The 26,339-nt window shown below is 60.3% G+C and carries 24 protein-coding genes, 1 tRNA gene and 1 pseudogene; 15 read left to right on the top strand and 11 right to left on the bottom strand.

Features of this window, described 5'->3' with window-relative positions; all coding sequences use genetic code 11:
- The first annotated feature begins 7 nt into the window (after positions 1–7).
- On the top strand, positions 8–2,620 hold the full coding sequence (locus N4R57_01130) for a hypothetical protein (protein ID UYV37752.1): 2,613 nt from the start codon (positions 8–10) through the stop codon (positions 2,618–2,620).
- Between the two features lie 148 nt (positions 2,621–2,768).
- Here the strand turns inward: N4R57_01130 and N4R57_01125 are convergent, their stop codons facing one another.
- The 4 genes from N4R57_01125 to N4R57_01110 form a co-directional block, all read right to left on the bottom strand.
- Positions 2,769–4,004 (bottom strand): acyl-CoA dehydrogenase family protein, encoded by a 1,236-nt coding sequence (locus N4R57_01125; protein ID UYV37751.1) that lies wholly within the window; start codon positions 4,002–4,004, stop codon positions 2,769–2,771.
- A gap of 298 nt (positions 4,005–4,302) precedes the next feature.
- Positions 4,303–4,788 (bottom strand): DUF3237 domain-containing protein, encoded by a 486-nt coding sequence (locus tag N4R57_01120; protein UYV37750.1) that lies wholly within the window; start codon positions 4,786–4,788, stop codon positions 4,303–4,305.
- A gap of 172 nt (positions 4,789–4,960) precedes the next feature.
- Positions 4,961–5,047 (bottom strand) — tRNA-Leu (locus tag N4R57_01115).
- A gap of 184 nt (positions 5,048–5,231) precedes the next feature.
- On the bottom strand, positions 5,232–6,626 hold the full coding sequence (locus N4R57_01110; protein ID UYV37749.1) for a peptidoglycan-binding protein: 1,395 nt from the start codon (positions 6,624–6,626) through the stop codon (positions 5,232–5,234).
- Positions 6,627–6,923: 297 nt separating this feature from the next.
- Here N4R57_01110 and N4R57_01105 point away from each other — a divergent pair, with 297 nt between their 5' ends.
- The 6 genes and pseudogenes from N4R57_01105 (at position 6,924) to N4R57_01080 (ending at position 12,490) form a co-directional block, all read left to right on the top strand.
- Positions 6,924–7,595 (top strand): DsbA family oxidoreductase, encoded by a 672-nt coding sequence (locus N4R57_01105; GenBank protein UYV37748.1) that lies wholly within the window; start codon positions 6,924–6,926, stop codon positions 7,593–7,595.
- Positions 7,596–7,682: 87 nt separating this feature from the next.
- A complete protein-coding gene (locus N4R57_01100) occupies positions 7,683–8,489 on the top strand; it encodes a crotonase/enoyl-CoA hydratase family protein (GenBank protein UYV37747.1) in 807 nt (268 codons plus the stop codon).
- Positions 8,490–8,496: 7 nt separating this feature from the next.
- Positions 8,497–9,153: a lipoyl(octanoyl) transferase LipB gene (lipB, locus tag N4R57_01095; protein UYV37746.1), complete on the top strand. Its 657-nt coding sequence runs from the start codon at positions 8,497–8,499 to the stop codon at positions 9,151–9,153.
- A gap of 118 nt (positions 9,154–9,271) precedes the next feature.
- A pseudogene (locus tag N4R57_01090) lies at positions 9,272–9,723 on the top strand (c-type cytochrome).
- A 437-nt stretch (positions 9,724–10,160) separates the two neighbouring features.
- On the top strand, positions 10,161–11,831 hold the full coding sequence (locus N4R57_01085; protein ID UYV37745.1) for a cytochrome c oxidase subunit 1: 1,671 nt from the start codon (positions 10,161–10,163) through the stop codon (positions 11,829–11,831).
- 164 nt (positions 11,832–11,995) lie between these two features.
- Complete coding sequence (locus tag N4R57_01080; protein UYV37744.1) at positions 11,996–12,490, top strand: DUF2244 domain-containing protein; 495 nt, start codon at positions 11,996–11,998, stop codon at positions 12,488–12,490.
- A 7-nt stretch (positions 12,491–12,497) separates the two neighbouring features.
- On the opposite strand, the gene N4R57_01075 is transcribed toward N4R57_01080, so the two are convergent.
- Both N4R57_01075 and N4R57_01070 read right to left on the bottom strand, forming a co-directional pair.
- Entirely contained in the window at positions 12,498–12,905 is a 408-nt protein-coding gene (locus tag N4R57_01075) for a DUF4864 domain-containing protein (protein UYV37743.1), read from the bottom strand.
- Between the two features lie 95 nt (positions 12,906–13,000).
- Positions 13,001–14,644: a lysine--tRNA ligase gene (locus tag N4R57_01070; protein ID UYV37742.1), complete on the bottom strand. Its 1,644-nt coding sequence runs from the start codon at positions 14,642–14,644 to the stop codon at positions 13,001–13,003.
- Positions 14,645–14,763: 119 nt separating this feature from the next.
- On the opposite strand from N4R57_01070, the gene N4R57_01065 reads away from it, so the two are divergent.
- The 3 genes from N4R57_01065 to N4R57_01055 all read left to right on the top strand — a co-directional run bounded on the left by N4R57_01065 (position 14,764) and on the right by N4R57_01055 (position 16,929).
- The gene (locus N4R57_01065; protein ID UYV37741.1) at positions 14,764–15,189 is read left to right on the top strand and encodes a tellurite resistance TerB family protein; all 426 of its coding nucleotides are present in this window, start codon (positions 14,764–14,766) and stop codon (positions 15,187–15,189) included.
- A 16-nt stretch (positions 15,190–15,205) separates the two neighbouring features.
- The gene (locus tag N4R57_01060) at positions 15,206–15,907 is read left to right on the top strand and encodes a hypothetical protein (GenBank protein UYV37740.1); all 702 of its coding nucleotides are present in this window, start codon (positions 15,206–15,208) and stop codon (positions 15,905–15,907) included.
- A 137-nt stretch (positions 15,908–16,044) separates the two neighbouring features.
- Entirely contained in the window at positions 16,045–16,929 is an 885-nt protein-coding gene (locus tag N4R57_01055) for a hypothetical protein (GenBank protein UYV37739.1), read from the top strand.
- Positions 16,930–16,971: 42 nt separating this feature from the next.
- On the opposite strand, the gene dacB is transcribed toward N4R57_01055, so the two are convergent.
- Together dacB and N4R57_01045 are read right to left on the bottom strand one after the other, a co-directional pair.
- The gene (gene dacB / locus N4R57_01050) at positions 16,972–18,489 is read right to left on the bottom strand and encodes a D-alanyl-D-alanine carboxypeptidase/D-alanyl-D-alanine-endopeptidase (GenBank protein UYV37738.1); all 1,518 of its coding nucleotides are present in this window, start codon (positions 18,487–18,489) and stop codon (positions 16,972–16,974) included.
- 143 nt (positions 18,490–18,632) lie between these two features.
- Positions 18,633–19,265 carry a nicotinate-nucleotide adenylyltransferase gene (locus N4R57_01045; protein UYV37737.1) on the bottom strand — a complete coding sequence of 211 codons (633 nt, stop codon included), beginning with the start codon at positions 19,263–19,265 and terminating at the stop codon, positions 18,633–18,635.
- A 200-nt stretch (positions 19,266–19,465) separates the two neighbouring features.
- Here N4R57_01045 and ettA point away from each other — a divergent pair, with 200 nt between their 5' ends.
- The gene (gene ettA / locus N4R57_01040) at positions 19,466–21,121 is read left to right on the top strand and encodes an energy-dependent translational throttle protein EttA (protein ID UYV37736.1); all 1,656 of its coding nucleotides are present in this window, start codon (positions 19,466–19,468) and stop codon (positions 21,119–21,121) included.
- Positions 21,122–21,305: 184 nt separating this feature from the next.
- Here ettA and N4R57_01035 read toward each other — a convergent pair whose 3' ends face one another.
- Complete coding sequence (locus N4R57_01035) at positions 21,306–21,542, bottom strand: hypothetical protein (GenBank protein ID UYV37735.1); 237 nt, start codon at positions 21,540–21,542, stop codon at positions 21,306–21,308.
- A 520-nt stretch (positions 21,543–22,062) separates the two neighbouring features.
- Here N4R57_01035 and N4R57_01030 point away from each other — a divergent pair.
- From N4R57_01030 to N4R57_01020, 3 genes are all read left to right on the top strand, one after another.
- Positions 22,063–22,269 carry a cold-shock protein gene (locus N4R57_01030; GenBank protein ID UYV37734.1) on the top strand — a complete coding sequence of 69 codons (207 nt, stop codon included), beginning with the start codon at positions 22,063–22,065 and terminating at the stop codon, positions 22,267–22,269.
- 256 nt (positions 22,270–22,525) lie between these two features.
- Positions 22,526–23,080, top strand: coding sequence for a L,D-transpeptidase (locus N4R57_01025; GenBank protein UYV37733.1), 555 nt, complete (start codon positions 22,526–22,528; stop codon positions 23,078–23,080).
- Between the two features lie 275 nt (positions 23,081–23,355).
- On the top strand, positions 23,356–24,219 hold the full coding sequence (locus N4R57_01020) for a hypothetical protein (GenBank protein ID UYV37732.1): 864 nt from the start codon (positions 23,356–23,358) through the stop codon (positions 24,217–24,219).
- A gap of 127 nt (positions 24,220–24,346) precedes the next feature.
- Here N4R57_01020 and N4R57_01015 read toward each other — a convergent pair whose 3' ends face one another.
- The gene (locus N4R57_01015) at positions 24,347–24,733 is read right to left on the bottom strand and encodes an acyl-CoA thioesterase (GenBank protein UYV37731.1); all 387 of its coding nucleotides are present in this window, start codon (positions 24,731–24,733) and stop codon (positions 24,347–24,349) included.
- A 280-nt stretch (positions 24,734–25,013) separates the two neighbouring features.
- On the opposite strand from N4R57_01015, the gene N4R57_01010 reads away from it, so the two are divergent.
- Positions 25,014–25,235 carry a hypothetical protein gene (locus tag N4R57_01010; GenBank protein ID UYV37730.1) on the top strand — a complete coding sequence of 74 codons (222 nt, stop codon included), beginning with the start codon at positions 25,014–25,016 and terminating at the stop codon, positions 25,233–25,235.
- Between the two features lie 35 nt (positions 25,236–25,270).
- Here N4R57_01010 and N4R57_01005 read toward each other — a convergent pair whose 3' ends face one another.
- A complete protein-coding gene (locus N4R57_01005) occupies positions 25,271–26,308 on the bottom strand; it encodes a serine/threonine protein kinase (GenBank protein ID UYV37729.1) in 1,038 nt (345 codons plus the stop codon).
- Positions 26,309–26,339: the final 31 nt, after the last annotated feature.

Below are 26,339 nucleotides of genomic sequence, written 5' to 3'. Positions count from 1 at the left end.
CATTGACATGGTTGATACCAACAAGATCCTTACAGTCTCATATGGCACGTTCTCGTGCACCCTTGAAGGATTCGATGATTCCTTCGGCACGATGAAGGCGATCGCCGAGTATTTTCGGGATCTCGCGGCGGATGACCGCTACTTCGGGGCCGAACCACCGACCCCCGACGCCGAAATGCTCGCGCGCATTGCCGAGAAAGAGATCGCTCGCCGCGTCGAAGCCCGCATGGAAGAAAACAGCATTGTTCTGCGTGCAGATCACGGCTCGATCCTTCCCGTCGCGGCCGCCGCCGTTCAGGACGCAGCCCAGGAACCGGCCAAAACACAGGCTGAGACAAAGGTTGAGACACAAGTCGAAACCCCGGACGAGGCACGCACCGAGCCCGCCGAGCCCGAGAACGAAGCTCCAGTCCAGTCGCAGCCACAAGCCGAACGCTCGCAGCCTGAAGCGCCCAAAGCTGAACCTGCAACCGATGCGCCTTCTGCGCCGGTCGCCCCGGTTTCCGAAGACGATCTGACCGTTCAAAACAGCCAACCCACCGCGTTCCAAGCTCCGCTGGAGGCTGCTCCGGCTGAAGGGACGCCGATCGCAATGGCTATGGCTCCCGTCAACCTGACACAGGACGCCCCCGCTGCGGCGCCCCTCGCCGATATGCCCGCTCAAGATCAGACCACCGAGGTGGAAGATGAAGCCGAGGCAGAGACCGACACCGACATCGCAATTGACGCGGTTCAGACCGACGCGCCCGCAGATTCGCCAGTAAAAGCGCACGAAGAAGAGCTTTATGACGACGACTCCGGTGACATCACTGGCGACGTTTCTGGCGAATTCGCACCGCAAGCCTTCGCCAATCCCGCAGAAGCCGCCATCAGCGATGAGCCAGCCGACAGCGTTGCCGCCAAGCTGCGCCGCATCCGCGCCGTTGTTTCGCAAAGCGCGGATCCGCTGCTTGCCGAAGATGAACACGCCGACGACTTCCTCGCTGACACCAATGAAGAACTCGAAGCCGCGCTGGCCATCGACGACGAAGCCGAGCTTGCCTCCGACGCCCCGGCAGAGGACGCAAACGACACCACAGACGGCGACATCGCCGCTCTGCTCGATCGTTTTGGCGCGGATGAACCCGTCGAAACCGAAGCCCCCGCTGACGTTGCCGAGGCGCTCATCACACCGCCCCCAGCCGACGCGATTGCCGAGGACCACAGCGACGATACGGACACCGATCTAGACGACGACCTCGCGGTTGACGATAGCAACGACGCGCTTTTCGACCCGGAAGAATTCATCGCGGCGGACGACGGCGCAGACGACACGTTTGACGCCGACGATAGCCTCGACACAAGCGCAGAGGCGCCCGTCATCGGCGAACACCTCGCACCTGCGGAAGAGCCTGAGAAAACAGGCTCGATTCGCGCCCGTATCATCAAGATGAAGCGCAGCGTCTTTAACGCTGCCATCGCCTCGGGTGATCTCGAAGAAGAAGCCGAAGTGGCGCGCGACGATCCTGCCGCCGACACCAGCCTCTCCGCCGAAGAAGAAGCCGAGCTGCGCGATGAACTCGCCGCCGTCGAAGCCGAACTCGAGCTGCCGCAAGACGATCAGGCCGCTGATCTCACCGGTTTTGAAGACGACTACGAAGAAATCGACGGCGACGACGACCTGAGCGAACGGTTGCATGGCCTGCTCAACCCTGAGGGTGGCGATGCCGCCGAAGCTGACGACAGCGCAGACGACTATGCTCCTGTCGCCGATCTCGATGGCTCTCTTGATGCCGATGCAGGCCTAGATACTGGCACGGATACTGGCCACGACGACAGCCTCGCCGCTGCCGACGGTGGTGATGACAATGGCGACAACATCTTTGGTGCCGCCGATGATGACGGCCTCGACGAAAACGACTACGCCGCCGAGCAGGGGCAACAAGGCGCGCAAAACGCCTTCAAAGCGGATGCCGAAGACGAAATGGGCCGTATTTTCGCCGAAGCCGACAACCAGATGGACGAGGAAACCGGCAAAGGCCGCCGCAACGCCATCGCCCACCTGCGCGCCGCCGTTGCCGCCGCCAAGGCCGAAGAAAGCGCCGGCAAGTCGCTGAACGACAAAGGGCCCGACACGGTCGCCTACCGCGATGACCTCGAAAGCGTGGTGCGCCCGCGCCGCCCCGAGGCAGTCAAAACCCGCACGCGTCGCCCGGAACCCTCGCGTCCCGCTCCGCTCAAACTGGTTGCCGAACAACGCGTTGATGTCACCGAAACCGCGGCCCAAGAGCCCGTCCGCCCGCGTCGCGTGGACATGGCCGACACCGGCGTAAGCGAAGAGCCGGTCGCGGAAGGCGAATTCGCCGATTACGCCGAAAGCGTTGGCGCCAACAGCCTGCCCGAACTGCTCGAAGCCGCCGCTGCCTACCTCTCCTTTGTCGAAGGTCGCGAACAGTTCTCCCGCCCGCAGCTGATGACCCAAGTGCGCAAGGTCGAAAAAGACGAGTTCTCGCGTGAGGACGGGCTGCGCTCTTTCGGGCAACTGCTGCGCGAGGGCAAGATCGAGAAGCTCGAAGGCGGTCGCTTCAAAGCATCCGAGAGCATCTCCTACCGCCCCGACGCACGCTACGCTGGCGAGTAACCTATTGGGTAAAAAGTAGAAAACGGCGCCTCCTCACCGGGGCGCCGTTTTTTGTTTTGCCGTTTCTTGCGTTGAAACTCAGCTTAACGCCAGAGCAACACGCGCCGCAGCGCAAGGCGGGGTGAAACCCCGCCCTACGTATGTGGCGTTACACCTTTTGCTGGGTGTATTTTCTAAGCTCTTTACGCGCCACCTGACGGCGGTGAACCGCGTCGGGCCCATCGGCAAGACGCAATGTGCGCACCTGCGTCCACGCAATCGCCAGCGGCGTTTCCTGGCTCACGCCCGCGCCACCATGCATCTGCACGGCATCATCCAGAACCTGCAACGCGGTCAACGGTGCCACCACCTTGATCATCGAGATCCAAGGCGCCGCTTCGCGCGGATCGCCCTGATCAATATACCATGCCGCCTTCAGACACAGCAGCCGCGCTTGCTCAATCTCGATCCGCGCATTGGCCATGATGTCATAATTGGCCCCAAGATGCGCAATCGGCTTGCCGAACGCCTCACGCTCCAACGCCCGCTTGCACATCCGCTCAAGCGCGGATTCGGCTTGGCCAATGGCACGCATGCAATGGTGAATCCGTCCCGGTCCAAGCCGCCCTTGCGAAATTTCGAACCCGCGCCCTTCACCAAGGATCATGTGGTCCACCGGCACGCGCACATTGGTAAACCGGATGTGCATATGCCCGTGCGGCGCATCATCCCGGCCATAAACCTCCATCGGACGCAGAATTTCGATTCCCTCGGTCCCGGCAGGGATCAAGATCATCGAATGCTGCTGGTGACGCGGCGCATCGTCGCCGCCGGTCTTCACCATTGTGATGTAGATCTTGCAGCGCGGATCGCCCGCCCCCGAAGACCACCACTTCTCGCCGTTCAGCACATATTCGTCACCGTCGCGCACGCAAGACATCGAGATATTCGTCGCATCGGACGAGGCCACGTCCGGCTCGGTCATCAAATAAGCCGAGCGGATTTCACCTTCCAGCAGCCGCGACAGCCACTTTTCCTTCATCCAGTCCGCGCCATAGCGTTCCAGAACTTCCATGTTCCCGGTGTCCGGCGCGGAACAGTTGAACACTTCGGCGCCAAGCGGCGTCTTGCCCATTTCCTCTGCGAAATAGGCGTATTCAACCGTAGAAAGCCCGAACCCGCTCTTGCTGTCCGTCAGCCAGAAGTTCCAAAGGCCTTGCGCCTTGGCCTTCGATTTCAAACCTTCCAAGATCTCGGTCTGGCGCTCTGTGAACGTCCAGCGGTCGCCTTTGTTGATCTCCGCGTGGTATTCATCTTCAAGCGGCATAACCTCCTCACGGATCATCGTGCGCACTTTTTCCAGCAGCGGCTCGATCTCCTCGCGGATGCCAAAATTCATGTCCATATTGGGTATCTCCTCTCCTCGCGTCTCGGCCCAGATAAGATGCCGCGCCTTACCAAGAGTAAAGACCAGCCTTCAAATGCCGTTACGTCCAAACCGGTCATTCGCCACGTCTCAGGCATGTCGCGGGCTCGTCTTAACCCGCGACATACCACCAATGTTACACGTTCGCGCCATATTGCCCGCATTACACATTTTTATTTCGAATTCATCATCGTGCGGTGACCTGTCCCCGGGTTGCCGCACATTTTTCTCTGCCGTTCACAGGCAGATCCAACTCCAAGCGATGACAGTTAGTCGATTAGTCGATAGCGTAAATCGCCACCCTCACGGCCGACTTAAACCGCGCGCCCGTGCCGACAAACAACGTGTGATTCACCCAATCATATCGCGGGTCGCCAGTTTCAAGCCGCGCATGGGTGCGCATGTAATAGGTCTCAGGAGCCACCTCCTCGCCCCGCACCAGCGCCGCAAGCACCTCAGGCGGGCCAAAACGATACCCGTAGTTGATGATTTCTATCACCGCCCCGTCGTCCGTTTCCAAAGCATAGCGGGTATCAAGCTCGGCCATCCCGCCTTCGAAAATCGTCTGCCAGTCGGCGCCGACATTCAAAACCTTGCCGTTCAATCGCGCGCCCGTCACCGTGCCGCCGATAATCGGGATAATCCGCCTCTTCCCGCCGCGCCCGTCACCCAATTCACGGATTGGCCCCAACTCCACATCTATCGTGCAAACGGGCGAAAGGGTCGGTTCAGGAAGCTGCATCACGGTCTCCATGCGTTGCATTCCCCCGCACCCTAACCGCTCTTTTCGCAAAGTTACATGCCCCACCCGGACCCGGCACCGGGACGCCAAAGACACCAAAAAACCGACCGCAGCAAACCTGCCGCGTGCCTTTGAAGCAAAAGCTGTTCTAATTTTCCTGATGGGATCGTCGCACTTTCCTGTCGGAAAGTAATGGTGCGGTCGAGAAGACTCGAACTTCCACGGGTGTTACCCCACAGCGACCTCAACGCTGCGCGTCTACCAATTCCGCCACGACCGCACTGTCTGAGGCTTGGTGAGGGGCCGTATAGCGAAGCATACCGTCGTTGTGAAGAGGAAATCCTCTATCGCCGCATGAATCTGGCAATGGTGTCTTTGCCCACAAATTTGACTGTGAATTTACCCATGAAAAAGGCGCCCCGAAATCAGGGCGCCTTGTAATCATCTTATGGGTCGCGCTCCGCTTAGTCAGCAGCAGGCTGCGCCCCTTCCAAAAGGCTCATGCCTTGCGAGGCAAACCCCTGCGTGGCACCGCCGTTTCCGGTCGTGGCCGACACGGGCTCGGGCTGGGTGACCGGGGCCACCGGCGCAACGGTGTGACCGTTCATCATCAGCGCGGCTCGCTGGATCAACCCACTCCGCTCGGGCTGACCGGGCGCAAACACCGGCACGGCCTGAATGGCTGAAGCATACCAATCCATCGCCAAATCCTTGCGCTCGCTCGTGCCGATTCCGGACACAAGGTGATGGCCCAGAAGCTCGCCATAGGCATCCTGCCCCAGCGCATTCAGAACCAGAGCCGAGGCAATCGCGACGCCCATGTCATCGGTGCGGTATCCAACCGAGAGACACACTTTCGATGTGCCCATCAGCTGATCCGCACTCATCCCCGTGCCACCGATAAAGCCCGACACGTTTTGAATGATCGCGGCCCGCGGTAGCGTCGAAAGCTGTGCCGCCTGCCCCTTCAAAAGCGCCCCGAAGTCGCTGCACTGCTTGGCGATCTGAGCCGGCGAAAAGCCTTGGATTTTCGCGGCCATCGCCTGCCCCTGATCCATGGCATAGCCACGGGCAAGGCAGAATTGCTCACCCAGCGCCTGATTCGGATCGACCATACGGGCCTCGGTCACGAAACCGCCGTTGGACGAGGTCACAAGGCTGATCTTGGCGCAATGCGAGGCCAGCGACACGGCTTGCGGTGCGCTCGGCGCGGCAAAGGTCGGCAGACCGGGTTGCGTTGTCACCGGCGCGGCCGAAGCCACCTGCGATGAAAACGCCGGCGCTGCGGCTTGCTGTTGCTGTGGCTCTGATTGCATCGCCGGCTGCACCTGCTGCGGTGCCGGCGCCGCCGCCATCGTGCCCAGCATCTGATTGCGGGTGTCCAACAAAAGCGCGCGAAGCCCGTGCGGCGATGTCGACACCAACTGCGCCACACCCGCCCCGCCAAGAACCGCTTTCTGATAGGATGTCACCAGAATGCTGCGTTCAAGCTCGGACAGCTTGCCGGTCACCGGAAAGTTCATAAACGCCTGATATTGCGACACACCTCGGCGCGAATTGCGCCCCAGAACACCGTCAGGCCGCCCCACATTCCATTGGAAGTGGTTCAGCGATGTCTGCACCTCGCGGTTGGCCGTGCGCTGTGCCGACGACATCTTTGCCTTGGGTTTCTTGGTCGATTTGTAATAGCGTTTTTTCTTGTATTTCTTGCGCTTGTGCGCCTCGTTGACAATGGCGCCACCGACAATCGCGCCGACAATACCAGCCGCCAGATTGTTATCCGCCCGCGCCGGAGCAGGGGCTGTCGTGGTCAGAAAACTCGCGGAGACAAGGCCCGCAACAAGATATTTGATCGTCATACTGGTTCCTTTCAATGATATTCACCCGGCACCAGCTTCAAGCACTTTTCGTCTAAATATCGCTCGTGGCAGCGCCTTGGAAAGGGTGATCCCAACAAAATATACTGAAATATGGCCGTAGCGGAGTGTGGAAGGCAAGAACAAACTGGGAATTCCACTGGTGGTATTCCTGCCTTTTCGCGGCAAAATCGGCTGGAATTGTGCATCAAACACACGAAAAACTGAAAACCGCCCCATTGCATCGCACCGGCGCACAGCACAGTTTGGCATCCGAAACGCACTCAAAAAGGCCCCGTCATGACCGACCTGTCCGAAACACCGCCCGATACCCTGCGCATCGACATCGTCTCCGACGTGGTCTGCCCGTGGTGCATTATCGGCTATCGCCAACTGTCCCAAGCCATCGCCGACACCGGCACCAAGGTTCAAATCCTTTGGCACCCGTTCGAACTCAACCCGCAAATGCCTCTTGAAGGCCAGAACATGCGCGAGCATCTGGCCGAGAAATACAGCGTTACGCCCGAAGACAGCGCTCGCAACCGTGAACAGCTCACCACCCTTGGCGCCTCCCTTGGCTTCACCTTCAACTTTACCGATGACAGCCGCATGGTGAACACCTTCCGCGCCCATCAGCTGATCGAACTCGCCGCCGCGCATGGCAAACAGACCGAGATGAAACTCGCTCTGATCAAGGCCCATTTCACCGACGGGCGCGATGTCTCCGACCTCGACACGCTCACCGCCATCGCGGGCGACCTCGGGCTTGATACGGCCGAGGCCCGCACCGCGCTCGACTCCGGGCGCTTCGCCGGTGATGTTCGCCAGATGCAGGACTTCTGGGCGCAAAAAGGCATTCGCGGCGTGCCCGCCATGGTGTTTGACCTCAAACATCTCGTCACCGGCGCCCAAGGGGTTGAGAATTACACCAACATCCTACGCCAACTCGCTCCGGTCCCTGCGACGGGCTAATGCGATGCACGGCGTCCTTGCATTCCCCATCAGGATGATTGAGAAAATCGCCAAAACCTTCCAAGGACACAGGTAAAGGACGCCGCCATGACCCCCACCATCGACCCCAGCAAATTTTCCAACCTGTCTATTGCCCCACAAGATGACGGCGTCTGGATCGTCACGCTGAACCGTCCGGCCAAACGCAACGCGCTCGACATCCACACGGTCGAAGAAATGGTTGAGTTTTTCGCCACCGCCCCCCGCGCCGGGGTGCGTGCAGTGGTCCTCGCCGGGGCTGGCCCGCATTTCTGCGCCGGGCTTGATTTGATCGAACACCACGACCAAGACCGCAGCCCCGCCGACTTCATGCATATCTGCCTGCGCTGGCACGAGGCGTTCAACAAAATGGAATACGGTGGCGTTCCGGTTATCGCCGCCCTGCAAGGTGCCGTGGTCGGCGGCGGTCTGGAACTGGCCAGCGCGGCCCATATCCGCGTCATGGACCAAACCGCCTATTTCGCTTTGCCCGAAGGACAGCGCGGCCTCTTCACCGGCGGCGGCGCCACGATCCGCGTGACCGACCTTGTCGGCAAGGCGCGGATGATCGACATGATGCTCACCGGCCGCGTCTATCAAGGGCAGGAAGCTGTCGATCTCGGCCTTGCGCAGTATCTCGTTGACGGCTCCAGCCTCGATCGCGCCATCGAAATCGCCCGCCGCTGCGCCGAAAACCTGCCGCTGTCGAACTTTGCCATCTGCTCGGCAGTCAGCCACATGCAGAACATGTCCGCAATGGACGCCGCCTATGCCGAATCGGTCGTCGCCGGTGTGGTCAACACCCAACCCGACGCCCGCGCCCGCCTCGCCGCCTTTGCCGACAAAAGCGGCGCGCGCGTGCGCCCAAATAGCTAGGCCGCCGATGGTCGACTGGAAAATCTCTGACGGCTTAACCGACTACGACACCGCGCTTGCCTTCATGGAAGCGCGTGTCGCCGCCATTGCTGCGGGCGAGGCGGATGAATGCGTCTGGCTGCTCGAACATCCGCCGCTCTATACCGCCGGAACCTCGGCCAAGCCCGAGGACCTCACCGACCCCGACCGCTTTCCCGTGCACGAGGCCCGGCGCGGCGGCCAATACACCTATCACGGACCGGGACAGCGCGTGGTCTATGTCATGCTCGACGTGGGCAAGCGCGGCCATGACGTGCGCGCCTTCGTCAAACAGCTTGAAACATGGGTCATCGCGACCCTTGGCCGCTTTAACGTGACTGGCGAAATCCGCGAGGGGCGCGTCGGCGTCTGGGTCACCCGCCCCGAAAAACCGCCGCAACCCGATGGCTCCCCGCGTGAGGACAAGATCGCCGCCATCGGCATCCGCCTGCGCAGATGGGTCTCCTTCCATGGCATTTCGATCAACGTCGAACCCGATCTTGAGCATTTTTCCGGCATCGTGCCCTGTGGCATCACCGATCGTGGCGTCACCAGCCTCGTCGATCTCGGTCTTCCCGTCACAATGGACGACCTCGACCTCGCCCTGCGCGACACTTTTGAGACCACCTTCGGCACGGCGGTTTAAACTGCCCCCACACCACCCCAACATGCGACAATTCGATCAAAGCTTTGCCTTGTGCCACCTCTACCCGCCTCTATATCATGAGACGAACGAAACGTGAGCACATGCTAAAGAGGTAGAAATGAAACCGATTCTCTCCACCATCGCCGTCGCTCTTCTTGCCCTTGCCGCACCGGCCTTCGCCGAAAGCCACTCGGCGGGCGATGCCGAAAAAGGCAAAAAATCCTTCAAGAAATGTAAAGCCTGCCACATGATCGCGCCCCCGAAGGCGACCCGATCATGAAAGGCGGCAAAACAGGGCCGAACCTCTATGGTATCGTCGGCCGCGTTGCGGGCACCCAGGATGGCTTCAAATACGGCAACGGCCTCAAAGAAGCCGCCGCCGCCGAATTCGTTTGGACCGAAGAGGCGCTCGCCGAATATATGACCGACCCCAAGAAATGGCTCGACGCCCAAGGCTACGCCAAGAAGTCCAAAATGGCCTTCAAGATGAAAAAGGGTCAGGCCGACGTTGCGGCTTATCTCGCCACACATTCGCCGGCTCCGGCTGCGGATGCTCCGGCGTCTGAATAAGCGCACGTGCATCTGCCTCCTTGGCAGGCGGACATCGCAAATCACCCAAACGGGAGGCCTCATCGCCTCCCGTTTTTCTTTGCTTTTGGCAGGTTTGACTGCCCCGCTGCGCGCCAATCCCGGCCCGATTGGTGCAGAATCCTGCGCCGCTTTTGCCCTGCCCGCCCGCCTCCGCACGGCGCAGCGCTTGGCGCGACCCGCGTCAAATCGCCCCCATTGCGGGCCGTTTCGCACAGCCCTTTTCTCGGCCCAACCGGCCAAGCTGCTGCGAAACAACCACTTTTCTGCAATCCGCTTTCAAGGGGTGCGACAAAATAAATTGATCCAGATCAATTTCAGACGTTGCTCAGACCTGCCTCGCATTCTAAAACCAGCATTGAACAGTTGTGCGTCGCATCAGGCGCCGCACCCCCAAGACATGCAACAGGAGGCATCGCATGGCAGACGCAGCCATTCACGGCCACGCACATGAAGACAACCGCGGTTTCTTTACCCGCTGGTTCCTGTCAACCAACCACAAAGACATCGGGCTTCTTTATCTCGTCGTCTCTGCCTTCGTCGGCCTCATCGCCGTTCTCTTCACGGTGTTCATGCGCCTCGAGCTGATGCACCCTGGGGTGCAATACATGTGCCTCGAAGGCTTCCATCTGTTTTCGACCCCTGAAACCTGTTCTCCGAACGGGCACCTCTGGAACGTGTTGATCACCTATCACGGCGTTCTGATGATGTTCTTCGTGGTTATTCCGGCGCTGTTCGGCGGTTTCGGCAACTTCTTCATGCCGTTGCAAATCGGCGCGCCCGATATGGCCTTCCCGCGGATGAACAACCTGTCGTTCTGGATGTATGTGGCGGGTGTTGCGCTTGGCGTCGCCTCGCTCTTTGCGCCCGGCGGCAATGATCAACTCGGATCTGGCGTCGGTTGGGTGCTCTACCCACCGCTCTCCACATCCGAAGCAGGCATGTCCATGGACCTCGCCATCTTCGCGGTGCACGTCTCTGGCGCCTCCTCGATCCTTGGCGCGATCAACATGATCACCACCTTCCTGAACATGCGCGCGCCCGGCATGACCCTGTTCAAAGTGCCGCTGTTTGCATGGTCGATCTTCGTGACCGCATGGCTCATCCTTCTGGCCCTGCCGGTGTTGGCTGGCGCCATCACCATGCTGCTGACAGACCGGAACTTTGGCACAACCTTCTTTGATCCGGCCGGTGGCGGTGACCCGATCCTTTACCAGCACATTCTCTGGTTCTTCGGTCACCCCGAGGTGTATATTGTGGTGCTGCCCGGCTTTGGCCTTGTGTCACACGTCTTTGCCACCTTCTCGCGCAAGCCGGTGTTTGGCTACCTGCCCATGGTCTGGGCGCTGATCGCGATCGGGGCCATCGGCTTCGTCGTCTGGGCGCACCACATGTATACCGTTGGCATGTCGCTCTCGCAGCAGTCGTACTTTATGCTGGCCACCATGGTTATCGCGGTGCCGACCGGGGTGAAAATCTTTAGCTGGATCGCGACCATGTGGGGCGGCTCGGTTGAATTCAAAACCCCGATGCTCTTCGCCTTCGGCTTCCTGATCCTGTTCACCGTTGGCGGCGTAACCGGCATCGTGCTCAGCCAGGCCGGCGTCGACCGCGCCTATCACGACACCTACTACGTCGTGGCGCACTTCCACTACACCATGTCGATGGGGGCCGCCTTTACCATCTTCGCCGGGATCTACTTCTACTTCGGCAAGATGACAGGCCGCCAATACCCCGAATTCTGGGGCAAGGTGCACTTCTGGATGTTCTTCATCGGCGTCAACCTGACCTTCTTCCCCCAGCACTTCTTGGGCCGTCAGGGCATGCCGCGCCGTTACATCGACTACCCAGAAGCCTTCGCTTACTGGAACTACGTCTCCAGCTGGGGCGCATTGCTCAGCTTCTCGTCGTTCCTGCTGTTCTTCGGCATCATGTTCTACTCGCTGTTCCGCGGCGCAAAAGTGACCGAGAACAACTACTGGAACGAATACGCCGATACGCTGGAATGGACCGTGTCCTGCCCGCCCCCCGAACATACGTTCGAAATCCTGCCCAAGCAGGAAGACTGGGACAAAGGCCATAGCCACTAAGGCCCGGCATCGAAACACACTGCAAAGGGCTCCGGATCAAACCGGGGCCCTTTTTCTTTCCGCTCCCGGTTTCCGTCACGCCCCGCGCCTTTTATCTTTCCCCAGTCACTCCCGCGCGGCGCGCAGCTGCCCTTTCAAGTCCCACCATCACTCAAAGCTTGCCCATGCCCTACCGCTGGACCACCCCCGCTCCGAACACCCACACGCTCACCCTCTGGCCGTGGCGCTCGCTGCCGCTGCGCGGCTTTGCGGTGATCATCATGATGGCGTTTCTCTTCATCACCGTGCCCCTCTACGGGCTGCTCGGAACGGTGTTCTTCTGGGGGCTGCTGCCCTTCGTGATGCTCGCCCTCGCCGGGCTCTGGTGGGCGCTGCGCCACACCTATAAAACCGCCGAAGTTCTTGAGGTGCTGACACTCACGCCGAACCACGCCGCGCTCACCCACCAGCCCCGCAAAGGCCCGGTGCTCGATTGGGACTGTAATACCTATTGGGTCCGCACAGAGATCCATGTCACCGGCGGGCCGGTGCCGCATTACATCACGCTCACCGGCAATGGCCGCACGGTCGAACTGGGCCGCTTCCTGTCCGAAGACGAACGTCGCGCCCTGTTTGTCGAACTCAACGCGACGCTCGGTAAGCTGAAAACCAACACCTAGAGCCGCCTCACGCTGACGGCTTGGGCATCTCCACCCGGTTCACCGCGCCGATCTTCCAACCCTCTGGCCCTTTGATCATCTCGTAATCAAAGATGTGAATTTCGCCGTGTACATCGCGGTAAAGCACCCGCTGCCACAGCTTGCCACCCTCTTCCCGCGCGTTCAAAAACTGCATGTCCGCCGGGTTCAGCAACACGCCATACCCCTGTCGGACCATCATGCCGAAATTCTCCAGCGTCTGGAAAATGCCTTGAATGCCGGGGCTGGCATAGCCAAAAGCCGCCGCAAAATCACCGGCTCGAAACGCCTCGATCTGCCCGCTGACCGTGGCCTCTATGCCGCCACCTTGCGCGCGCGCAGAACCGCCGCCCATGGTTGCGAAAACCATCACCAATGCAATTAAATACCGTGCCATGTCAGGGCTCCCTTCGCCCCGACCCTAGCACATATCACAGCCCGCGCTGTTCACAGCTGCGTAGGGTGGGCGCGAGCCCACCTCCCGCATTCTGCTCAGACCAACTCGCCCGCCAATGCCTTGGCGATCAACGCGCGCGTCTCGTCCACACCGTAAAGCGCTGCGAACCCGCCAAACCGCGGCCCCTGACTCGCGCCCAACAGCACCTCATAGATCGCGGTAAACCAGTTGCGCAGCGGCTCAAACCCGTGAAGCTTGCCCACAGCGAAAACAACCGATTGCAGGAACTCCTCATCCCCGAAATCCACCTCGGGAAGCGGGTCTTCATTGCCCATCGCCGCATTCTTGCGGGCAATGACGTCCAACGCCTTGTCAGCATCGCCAAACGCCGCCGCCAACTCTTCCAATGCCGCGCGTTCCTGATCGCTGGGCGCGCGGAACACCTTCTTGGGCTTCACGAAGTCATTGTAATAGCGCACAGCAAACCCGGCCGCCGCATCCATCCCCGGATGGGTCTCGGCGCTCGCCTCGGGTGCATACTTGTGGATGAACCCCCACAGCGCCTCGCGGTCTTCCGCCCCCGATACGCTGGCCAGATTAAGCAACATAGCAAAGCTCACCACCATATCGCTCTCGGGCACATCGCCGTTGTGGATATGATAGACCGGGTTGTTCAGCTTCTGCGTCGCATCCTGCTTGGCATAGGCGCGCAGCTGCTGGTGGTATTCATCCATCGCCTTGGGGATCACGTCAAAATACATCCGCTTGGCGGTCTTGGGCTTTTGATACATGAAATACGACAGGCTCTCGGTGCTGGCATAGCTCAGCCACTCATCAATCGAAATCCCGTTGCCCGAAGACTTCGAAATCTTCTGCCCCTGATCGTCCAAAAACAGCTCATAAGTGAAATGCTCCGGCGCGCGTGCGCCCAATGCCCGGCAAATCCCGTCATAGATTGGCGTGTTGGTCGAATGATCCTTGCCGTACATCTCGAAATCCACGCCCAACGCCGCCCAACGCGCCCCGAAATCGGGCTTCCATTGAAGCTTCACGTTGCCGCCGGTCACCGGCAGCGTCCATTCCCGCCCGTCCTCGTCGTCAAAGGTGATCTCGCCCTTCTCCGCATCGACATTCTTCATCGGCACATACAAAACGCGCCCCGTCTCCGGATGGATCGGAAGGAAGATCGAATAGGTCTGCCGCCGTTCCTCGCGCAGGCTCTTGAGCATGATCTTCATCACATCGTCATAGCGTTCGGCGGCGCGCAACAGCACCTCGTCAAACTGCCCCGAGCGATAGAACTCTGTGGCCGAAATGAACTCGTATTCAAACCCGAAGGTGTCCAGAAACCGGCGCAACATGGCGTTGTTATGATGGCCAAAGCTCTCATGCGTGCCAAACGGGTCCGGTACGCTGGTCAGCGGCTTTTGCAAGTGCTCCTGCAACATGTCCTGATCCGGCACATTGCCCGGCACTTTGCGCATCCCGTCCAAATCGTCCGAGAAACAGATCAACCGCGTCGGAATGTCGGACATCAGCTCAAACGCCCGGCGGATCATCGTCGTGCGCAGAACCTCGCCGAATGTCCCGATATGCGGCAGGCCCGAGGGGCCATAGCCGGTCTCGAACAGCACATACCCCTTCTCCGGTGGCTGCTTTTCATAGCGTTTAAGCACCCGGCGCGCTTCCTCAAAAGGCCAAGCTTTGCTGGTAAGGGCGGCGTCGCGCAGGTCCGACATTCTGGGTATCTCCGATTCTTCCCGCCAGATTCATTGTGGCCGGGTCTGCGTTTCCTATTGTTCCACCGGGCAGAGGTCAATATTTACAAGCTCAACCCCGGCCACAAAGGATACCCGCGATGAACGATCAACTCCCCCACCCGCTCAGCCCGCAGGATTGCCTTGTCGCCGTGATGATCGCCATCTCGGCCTCTGACGAGAAAATCCGCACCTCGGAACTGGTCAAGATCCAGTCGGCGGTCAACAACCTCCCCGTTTTTGGCGATTATGACATCGACCGCATCAAGGTCATGTCGCAAACCGTGTTCGACCTGTTTGACCAAGAAGACGGGCTTGATGCGCTCTTCGGCCTCGTGCGGGACAACCTGCCCGAACACCTGTTTGAAACCGCCTATGCGCTGGCCTGTGATGTGGCGGCGGCGGATGGCTCTATCGGAAACGAAGAAATCCGCCTCCTCGAAGAGATCCGCTACGAGCTAGAGATTGACCGCCTGCACGCCGCCGCCATCGAACGTGGCGCACGGGCGCGACACATGACCGTCTGACCGGGCGCGCACGGCGTTGTATCGGGCCAAACCTCTAACGGCATTGCTGTTGGTCGGCGCGATGTGGATCGCGTCCAGCTGGGCCTACTATGCCCTGCGCAGCGCCTTGGCGCTCGAAAGCGGCTATGACGACGCGCCAATCCTCTTCGCCGCCTTCTATCTGGCGTGGAGCGGTGCGGCCTTGCTGCTGTTTCGCCCAAGCCTGTCACCCCACATCAGCCCGCGCCGCCTCATCGGGCACGCTATAGCGCTCGCACCGGTGCTTCTGGCCTATGCCGGCTTCGTGGTGTTCGTCCTGCCGCTCTTGCCCCCGGTTTCAACCCTCCGTGCGCCCGCGAACCCGCCCGAGTTCATGTTTGCCTCGGCGTGGTATTACCTACCCAAATCCATCGACATCCTGTTTCAGCAGATCCTCGTCGCGGCCCTTGTGCTCAATGCGGCACGGGCACGGTTTTCGCTGCCCGCCATTTCGCTTGGCATGGCTGTGCTGTTCGGCGGCTTCCACCTGACGCTGATCTTTGACGGCTTCACGTCGCTCTATGTCGCCCGCTTCACGCTCGCGGCGACGGCCTTCGGCCTGTTGATCCCGTTTCTTTATCTGCGCCTGCGCAACGGCTTTCGCTGGGCTTACGGGCTGCACTGGTCGTTTTATGCGCTCGACGCCGTGGTAACGCATCTCTTGCTCGCCGTGCCGCCATGGCTGGCCGCGATAAGCTGACCAGGCAGCAGCACCGGCAACACCCCCAAACCGCGCGGCGCCTCTCGCACACAATCGAAACGCTTTCAAAATGCACGGCCAAAGACTAGGCTCGCTCAATTACTTTTTTGTTTTCCATAGCCAGAGCGAGATTTTCAATGATCCTTGGACACGCCTGCAAACCGCTGCAATTCTTCTTCGCACTGGCGCTGATCGTCATTACCGCATTCGCTACGCGATCAACCGCCCAGCAAAACACCACGTGGACGATGAACCCCAACGTGCCGCACGCCACCGCGGCCAAGGGCAACCACTACCCGACGGTCTTCACAATCCACCACCTGACCTCTGAAGGCGGCCATGTTCAGGCACGCGTCAACAAACCGGGACAACCCGAATGCTATGCGCTGTTTGACTATGTGTGGACTTTCGCTCACCCCTTGGACGTTGTGCGCCAAGGCGACATCATCAGCGTGAAAATTGAGCTTAACGCCAACCCGGCTTCAAACTGTCCGCCACCGCTCGACCCGAATATGGCCGTCACTCCGCTGGAAGGTGCGATCAACAACACCGCAATCGCGGGAGAGTTCACAGCCGGCGACCGACAACTTGTTCTCTGGCACCCCAAAACGCCCTCTCATCTCGGGCGCATCGCCTTGCCTGCCAAAAAGGGCGATGTGCTTTCCTTGAAAGTCGATGACACCCGCACATCTCATGGCGGGAATCACAATGCACAGCGTGGCGGCTTCAAAATCCTGATGGGCTATCGCGGCGCGGTTTACGAAGCCTATTACCTATTCTCAAACCAACAAAACGCGTCCGCCGATCCTTTCGTGCAAAAAGGTTGGACAGCCCTCGGGAAGCAAGATCGCTGGTGCACTGCCGAGCTTGAATGTGGCGGCGCGATTCCCGCCTGCACCCCGACCGGTGCCAACGCAGGCAAAACCATTCAGGACCGGCGCACGCACAACAATTGCGTCGCGCAGGGGTGTGGCGATCCCAACCGCCCCCAACAGGTCAATCAAACCTATGTGTGCAAATAAAACCCGGCTCGACAGACGCCACTCGGTGCGCGTAAGCACTCCTCAAACACCGTAAAGCGCGCCCCAGCGTTCAATCAGCTTTTGTTGCAACTGCTTGGCCCGCTTGTTCCACCCGCGCGACCCCTGCGGGCGCTCGCGGTCATTGCGCTTGATCTTGGCCCGCTTGCCCTCATCCGCCGCAAAGATAGCAAAGGCAAGCTCGGTCCCGTCGGCGGCGGTCATATACCCCGCCAACCCGCTGACAAAATTCAACGTCCCGGTCTTGGCATAGACCTTGATCGGGTGCCCCTTGTTCACCTTGCCATTGGAATGGCGCATGGCGATCGGCTTCAAAATCGGCTTCAAAACGCCGTTGCGATGCACCTTGACCAAGCCCTTGGCCAAATCGCTCGCCGTCAGGCGCGACGCCTCTCCAAGGCCTGAATGATCCACCAGCCGCGCCCGCTTCATGCCCAGCGCGCCAATGCTCCAGCGGTTCATCTCCCCCGCGCTGCCCTTCAGGGTGCTGGCCTTGCCCCGCCGCTTCACCGTCGCAGCAAGGCCGACCATCTCGGCTGTCAGGTTGTTGGAGTATTTCAACATGCCGCGCAGGATGGACCGTAAACTCGGGCTGGCCAGCGTCGCCACCGTCGTGCCCTTGGGTGCGCGCGTCAATTCCTTGGGCCGCTTAAGCGCAATCCCTTGCGACCGCGCAAAGGTCTGAAACACCTGTCCCGCGTACATCTCGGGCTGGCGCACAGGAAGCCAGCGCGACCCGCCCTTGCCCAAGGCCTTGCTCGCCACGGTCCAGTGATCAATGCCGTTTTTGGAGTCATAGGTGTAAACCGGCAGGCTCCGGTTGACGATCCGCATCCGCGCCACACTCACCTCGGGGCGGTATTTGTTTGACCGCGCGTCCATCGTGGTAACCCAGCCGCTGCCGCCGCGCTTCCACTCGAAATGAACCCGGTTGTAATTCAGCGTCAGCCCCGAAATCGCCGGGTTATACCCCACGTGATCGGGCTGCCCCTTGTCGATCTGCTTCAACTGCGCAAGCGCACCACCCCAGACCTTGAAATCGCCCCGCACCTCGCGAATACCCGCCGCCTTCAGCTTCTGCGCCAGCGCAGCAAGCCCGTCAGTGCTCAACGTCGGATCCCCCCCGCCCGCCAGCACAAGATCGCCCCGCAGCACGCCGTTCTGCACCGGCCCCGTCGCGATCAACCGCGTGACAAACCGGTGCTCCGCCCCCAGCGTATCCAGCGCATAAAGCGCCGTCACCGCCTTGGCGACGCTGGCGGGTGGCTGGGCAAGATCGCCCTCGCGCTCTTCCAGCAAAAGACCGCTCTTCGTGTCGGCCACGGCAAAGGCCACGCGCCCACCCAGCTTGGCTTGTTTAACAAGCACGGCGGCGTCCGGGGCCTGAACCTTGATCGCGGCCTTGACCGCGCCTCCGGCCTTGCCTGCCTTGCGCGCCACTGGCCTCAACGAGGTTCTGGGCGCATCCGCCCATGCGGCTGCACCGGTGCTGGTCAAAAGCCCCGCGGCAAGGAAAAACCGTCTCGAAATACGTTTGGTCATGTTCGCGACTTAACCCAATCGCGCGCGCACGGGCAAGCGGGCAATATGTCCCTCACCCCGGTTTTACCGGGCACAAGCGTCTCCCGGCACATGTTTTAGCCAGCACCAATGCCACCCGGCACCGGCATGCGCCATCAACCGGCCTATTCCGCAATCGTGGCCTTGGCTGCGCGGCTGTGCTTCCACAACCCACGCGCCCGGATTTCACTTGATGATATGTCCATCATCGGCACGTTCACGAAACACCACCGCGGGACATCTCCCCGCGCCAATACCTGCGCCTGCCGACCACTCAATCGGGCTTTGCGATACACATCCGCCGCTTTGGCATTGCGTGCCGAAATCCGCTGACCGGGGCGCGCCAATACGCCCACCGGCACCGTCTCCATGATCCAGCGCCAATCCTGCCACTGATCCAACTGATGCAGGTTATCCGCCCCCATCAACCAAACAAATTTGACCCCCGGATAGGCCCGGATCAACGCCCGCAACGTCTCGGCAGTATACCGCGTCCCGGCCCGCGCCTCGAAATCGGTGATCTTCACGCGCGGATGCATCATCACCGCCCGCGCCTTCGCCAAGCGATCTTCCATTGGCGCCGGACCGTGCTCCTTAAGCGGGTTGCCCGGGCTGACCAGCCACCACAACTCATCCAGCCCAAAGCGTTTCAAGGCTTCCCGGCTGATATGCGCATGGCCCGCATGGGCCGGATCAAACGACCCCCCCAGCAAACCCACCACGCGACCCGCGCGTGTATATGGCATCCCATTTCTCATCGCGCCGTTGTCACCCCCCACATATACCCATGTCAACGCGAAACCCGGCCTTTCACCTTTCTTGAAATACTCATCCGACCAAGCCGCAACATGCAAAAACGCTTCGGCTTTTCTCCCCCAACCCCGATTGCCCCCACAAGCCGCACAAGCTATTCAGGCGCCTGACACGTAAAACCAACCGCACTGACGAGGGTACACCCATGGCTTCCAACCAATATGTCTATCACATGCAGGGCGTCTCCAAGACCTACCCCGGCGGCAAGAAATGCTTCGAGAACATCCACCTCAGCTTTTTGCCCGGCGTGAAAATCGGCGTGGTCGGCGTCAACGGCGCCGGTAAATCGACCTTGATGAAAATCATGGCCGGGCTGGATACGGATTTCACCGGCGAAGCTTGGGCCGCCGAAGGCGCCAAAGTCGGCTACCTGCCACAGGAACCCAAACTCGACGAAACGCTCTCGGTGCGCGAAAACGTCATGCTCGGCGTCGCCAGCAAAAAGGCGATCCTCGACCGCTACAACGAACTCGCCATGAACTACTCGGACGAAACAGCCGAGGAAATGGCCACCCTGCAAGACGAAATCGACAGCGCCAACCTCTGGGATCTCGACGCCCAGATCGACGTCTCGATGGAGGCGCTGCGCTGCCCGCCGGATGACGCCGACGTTGCCACCCTCTCGGGCGGTGAACGCCGCCGCGTGGCGCTCTGCAAACTGCTGCTCGAAGCGCCTGAAATGCTGTTGCTCGATGAACCGACCAACCACCTCGACGCCGAAACCATCGCTTGGCTGCAACAGCACCTGATCGACTACAAGGGCACCATCCTGATCGTGACCCACGACCGGTATTTCCTTGATGACATCACCGGCTGGATTCTCGAACTCGACCGCGGCCGCGGCATTCCCTACGAGGGCAACTACTCCTCATGGCTCGAACAAAAGGCCAAACGGCTTGAGCACGAAGCCCGCGAGGACAAGTCCAAGCAGAAAACGCTTGAGCGCGAACTCGACTGGATGCGCCAAGGGCAAAAAGCGCGCCAAGCCAAGTCCAAGGCCCGGATCAACGCCTATAACGAACTGGCCAACCAGTCCGAGCGCGAAAAACTCGCCCGCGCCCAGATCGTCATCCCCAATGGTCAGCGCCTCGGCTCCAAGGTGATCGAGGTCGAAAACCTCAACAAGGCGATGGGCGACAAGCTACTGATCGAAGACCTCAGCTTCTCTCTGCCCCCCGGCGGCATCGTCGGCGTGATCGGCCCCAACGGCGCGGGTAAATCGACACTGTTCAAAATGCTCACCGGCAATGAACAACCCGACGCCGGCAGCATCGAATACGGCGATACGGTCGAACTCTCCTACGTCGATCAATCCCGCGACGATCTCAAAGACGGCGATTCGGTCTGGGAGGCGATCACCGGCGGCGCCGAGATAATCGAACTGGGCGACGCACAGGTCAATTCCCGCGCCTATTGCTCGGCCTTCAACTTCAAAGGCGGCGATCAACAGAAAAAAGTCTCCCTGCTTTCGGGTGGTGAACGCAACCGCGTGCACATGGCCCGCCTGTTGAAAGAGGGCGGCAACGTGCTGCTCCTCGATGAACCGACCAACGACCTCGACGTCGAAACCCTGCGCGCCTTGGAAGACGCCCTCGTCGATTTCGCCGGCTGCGCCGTGGTCATCTCACACGACCGCTTCTTCCTCGACCGCATCTGCACCCACATCCTCGCCTTCGAAGGCGAGGCCCATGTCGAATGGTTCGAAGGCAACTTCGAGGACTACGAGGAAGACAAAAAACGCCGTCTGGGCGCCGATGCGCTGGAGCCGAAGCGGTTGAAACATAAGAAATTTACGCGATAAGGCGCAAAACGGCGCGCCGTTTTGTCGCCAGCGCGAGGCAGGGTGTTTGCGTGGCAAACACCCGTTCGCGCCCCGTTCAAATACCTCGCGCGGGCCACGCCACCCATATCAAACACTGTAGGGTGCTGATTCGGCGGAACTCTCGTACACTTCGACCTCACAAACGATGCGCCGAATGCAAACCCTACACCGCGCCGTCTTCGGTGCGCACGTCCCGATGTACTGAAGAATACCGCCACGCCTCCGGCGTCTCCACCAGCCCGTGCTTTACCGGATTGTCCCAGCAATAGCGGACCGCCGCCGCAACATCGCGCTCGCTTCGCAAATGATGCTCCCAGAAACGCCGTTGCCAAATCCCGGTCTCTCCCTTTGCAATCTTGCTCGCCGAACGTCGTAGGGTGGGGTTCCACCCTACCGCCATCGCGCAACGCCCTAGAAAATCTTGATTTTATTGCCCCCCACCGTACCGAATACCCGCTGTCCCCCGCCGGCAACTGCCACACGCAGTGCATATGATCCGGCAACACCACCCACGCCAGCGCCTCAAACGGCCGCTCTGCCATCGTGGCCCGCACCGCTGCACGCAGCCGCAATATCTCATCCACCAACAGCGACCCGCCCCGTTCGGACAAGCAAACAGTAAAGAACACCGGCGCGCCCGGAATGCGCAATCTGCGATAATTCGACATGCCCCAACCCTAGAAGCCCCATGGTTAACGCACGGTAAAGCCCGCGCTGCCCCCCAAGCGCCAATCCGCCACAAATTATCCACCTACCGAATTCTCTTGCTTTATTCCGCGCCAGCCCCCATATGCCTCCCTGCAGACGTTATTCTATTTCGACCCACTGTCTCCCTTCAAACGGCGCTCAGTCCATCGATCCAGACCGACTACGCCGAGTTGCCGCACTACCGCGGGCAGCATTTATAGGAGACTACGGATATGGCCACTGGCACCGTAAAATGGTTCAACACAACCAAAGGCTTCGGCTTCATCGCACCTGAAACTGGCGGCAAGGACGTTTTCGTCCACATCAGCGCCGTCGAGCGTTCGGGCCTGACCGGCCTCAGCGACGATCAGAAAGTCACGTTCGACATCGAACCTGGCCGTGACGGTCGCGAAGCTGCGATCAACCTCGCGCTGGCCTAAGCCTTTTTGACCTCGGCATGCCGGGGTCATCACTGGTTTCGAAACGCGGTTCCCGACAAGGGGGCCGCGTTTTTCTTTGGTAAAACGCTTTTTCTTTAGCAAAATCCTCTGCCCGCCGCGCTGCTCAAGGATTCACCAGTGATCCGCCAATGCAACAACCACATCTAACGTTTGCGTGCGCTGCGTTGAGTAATTCTTCACTTTGCGCTAACGATTCTCTAGATAAACAAGTGCATGTCATATCCGGGGACCAACCATGATTTCTCGCCGCACCTTCCTTGCCAGCACCGCCGCGACCCTTGCCGCGCCGCATGTTGCGCAATCCTTTGAACTCAATCCGATTTTCACACCGCAACCGGTCAAGATCGGCCCGGCCTATCAACCGGGTCAATTGCTGATCCTGCCCAAGGCGCATTTCCTCTATTTCGTCACCGCACCGCGCACCGCTCTGCGCTATGGCGTTGGCGTCGGCAAAGCCGGGCTTGAATTCACCGGCACCGCCGTCATTCAGGTCAAAAAAGAATGGCCCACATGGCGCCCCACAAACGAAATGATCGAGCGTGACCCAAGGGCCTATGCCAAGTTCAAGGGCAACGACTATGTTCAGCCCGGCGGCCCCGGCAACCCGCTTGGCGCGCGCGCGCTCTACCTGTTCCAAAACGGGCGTGACACCTACTTCCGCATCCACGGCACCACCTCGCCTAGCTCGATCGGGCGCTCGGTCTCCAACGGCTGTATCCGCATGATCAACGAACACGTCAAAGACCTCTATACCCGCGTGCCCGTCGGCACCAAGGTCACCGTGCTCTAAAAAGCGCCTCAGTCACATTCCATCCAAGCCCCGGTTCACTGCACCGGGGCTTTTCTATTTGGTCATAGGCCGCGCCCCCGCCGCCCCTCCCTGTCCCGTACACGGCCTGCCCTATATAGTGGCAAAAACTATTCCGGCCCCCTGCAAGTTGTGCCATAAAGCGCCTTAGACAATTGGTGGCGCTTGTCAAAAGAGCCCTGAACCCGGCGACAGCGCGCGAAAAAATTCGGGTGAACGTAACTTGTGCCGGTATTTGCAGAGGTAGGACTAAAAACATGAACACAACCGCCGCCCAGACCCGCGCGATGTTTATCGGCACCTGCCGGATGCATGACCCTGTCAACGCGCTCCAAAACACCGAGGGTCTCATGGCGCGCTCGACGCCGCACCGCTTCCACACGCCGGCCCAGACTCTCCAGTTCGTCCGCCACATGGCCGGGGCGCCGCAATACCGCCCGGACACGATCCATCTCGTCTCGGACCATGCCTCGACAGAGCTTTTCGTCAACGGCACGTCGCGCGAACAGCTGTGCCGACGGCTCGAATCGCTTGCGACTCTCTGGGATACCTTCCGTGTTTTCGTCATCGAAATCTGCGCCTTGCGCGAATTCGTCGCCACCGTGGGCCGCAAGCAGATGACGGTGAACACCTTCGCCAAACGCGAACAGGAACGCTATGCAGACCAGATCACAGCCGAGGCCGAAGCAGGCATATCGCTGCCCCTCCTGCCCATCGAAATGGAGCGGCTCTCGGAAAAGGAAACTCACCGTCTGATGAAGCAGATCAAGTCGACGCTCAAAAACAGACCCATCATCTGGGTCAGCCACCAACGTCCGCCGGACCTGCCTCAATACGAGGTCGCCAACAACGTGCGACGCGCCTTGGCCGAGATCGTCCAATCCGGCGCCAACCAGCTCGGCGACCGCTTCTTTGATCCGACCGAGGTCGCCCGCGAGATGGGCGCCGAGGCGTTCTTTCAAAAGGACGGCACCGACATCGACCACATGACGCCCGAAGCGGCCAAGGTCATGGCGGCACGGTATCACAAAATGATCAACGAGGCGCACACCGAGGCCCGCAGGCAAGCCGCTCAGGCCAAGAAAAAACCGGGACTGGGAGCGTTGCTCAAGGGTAAATAAGACGACCACCCAGCCCTCCGCACCAACCTTCCGGCGGTCGGTATCTCGTCTTTTCCAGCCCCACAGCTACCGGTGCAGCCGCCGCACGAACCGGGGCAACTGCCTTGCAGCCCGGCCGCCACCCCACTCACGTCTCTGTCGGAACCGGCCTTGGCCGCCCGTCATCGTCGATCGCCACAAAGGTGAACACCGCTTCCGTCACCTTCTCGCGCTGCCCCTCCAGATGGCGCAAAGCCCAGGCTTCGGTGGCAATCGCCATCGACGTGCGCCCGACCCGGCTGACCCGTGTGTAGACGCATAGAATATCGCCCACACCCACCGGCCGGATGAACTTCATCGCATCCAAAGCCACAGTCGTCACCCGCCCGTTGGCGCGCTCTGATGCGGTGATGCCGCTGGCAATATCCATCTGGCTCAAAACCCAGCCACCAAAGATATCGCCGTTCACGTTCACATCCGCCGGCATCGCCTGTGTTCGCAGGGTCAAACCGCCCTGCGGCTCGTCATTTGCCATAAGTCATCCCTCGTTGATATGCGCCGATATGCGCTTACAAACACTTAACACGCGCCACTTGTTAACACTTATGAAAGGAAATTCGCCTAGTTTCACGCTGTTTCCGGCGGAAAAATGCTTTGCCCGGCGCACGTCCCAAACCTGCCTTAATTCGATCACATTCGTGGCTAGGGTTGTCCGCATCGCGCTTGTAACGAGGCGTCGTCTTAAAGTCTGGGGTGAAACCTCGGATATTCGATCGCGCCTCACGTGATGGTGCCCATGGGAAGGAAGACACAAAATGGCGTTTTTTTCGGTGCTTCTCTCCGGGCTCGTGGCTGTCATCGCCTCGCTTGTGGCCCTCTTCGCCTATGACGTCAGCTGGTCACATGCCCTCGTCATCTATCTGGTCTTCGCGACCGTTCCGATGGCCTTCATCATGGCGGCACTCTATATCAACGTTTTGATCCAAAACACCTTTGGCACAGCCGGCACCATGCAGGAAGCCCCGCGCACACGTTGATCCGCGCCTCCCCGAACGCCCCTTAGAGACCCGCCTCAGGACTTCAAAACCCTGTCCGTCAGGTTCAGCCGCCCGGCAATGATTGGCTTGACCACAGCTACCAAATCCGGCTCCGCCTCGAGGATCAGCTCAAGCTCGTCCAGCCGGTTTGCCGCAATCAACTGCAACACATCCGCCCGCACGCTGCCATCCGCCCGCCGGGGGAGCACCGCAACCCCCTGCACCAACTCCGCCTGCGCCTCGGGCACCAGCGCGCGCAGCGCCGCCGCATCCATATCCGTCTCGGCAAAGGCATAGATCCCCACGCCCCTGGCCGGCAGCGCATAAGTGGCCAGCGCCACATCGCCCACACCGCCCGCGGCCAGCGTCGCCTTCACCGCCGCACCATCGCGCTCAATCCGGTCCTCGGTGCCCTCGCCATCGGACCAGTTCATCAACCGCCGTGTCACGAAATTATAGGCCCGCTTGCCCGTCGCCATCCAAATCCGTGTCGGCAGCGCCTTTTGCTCAAGCATCTTGCGCTCCGCCGGGGTCAGCAGATGCGGTGCAAAATTGCGCTTCTGTTTCAACAAATGGCGCAGATCCTCGCGCGCCATGATCCGAAACAACTTGCCTTTGCGGCGATGCACACTGGCCAGTTGGAAATCAATCACCGCCGCCCGCCCGTCCGGCGCCATGAGCCAGTTTTGCGGCTTGGCAATGTCGTTATGGGTGACGCCGCGCCGCCGCATCTCGCGCAGCAACCGCTTGGCATCGCGAAACCACAAGGCCTCGCTCGGTCGCGCCAATTGCAACGGTGTTCCGTGCGACCAACTGCGCAAAAGCCCCACCTTGTCGGCGCGAAGCAATTCCGGCACCCCCTCGATGCCCTGCACCGCGCGCAATCCCCTGATCTCGCGCCGCGCCAGAAACCACGCCAATGGCCGCGCCCACCACGGCACCTCGTCCAGCTTACGAAGCGCCACCTTGCGCTCCGGTGCCTCCGCCAGATGCCCCGAGATCGTCTCCGAGAACACATCCCGTTTCAGCACCGTTTCCGGCACAAAGGTCAGCGAGGAAGGCGAGTTTTGCATCAGCGTCTTTCAAAAAGAAATCCGGGGCCGT

The sequence above is a fragment of the Rhodobacteraceae bacterium D3-12 genome (assembly GCA_025916135.1).
Taxonomy (GTDB): Bacteria; Pseudomonadota; Alphaproteobacteria; order Rhodobacterales; family Rhodobacteraceae; genus JAKGBX01.
Note: the sequence above shows the minus strand (reverse complement) of the source record. Positions and strands in the feature narration are given on the sequence as shown.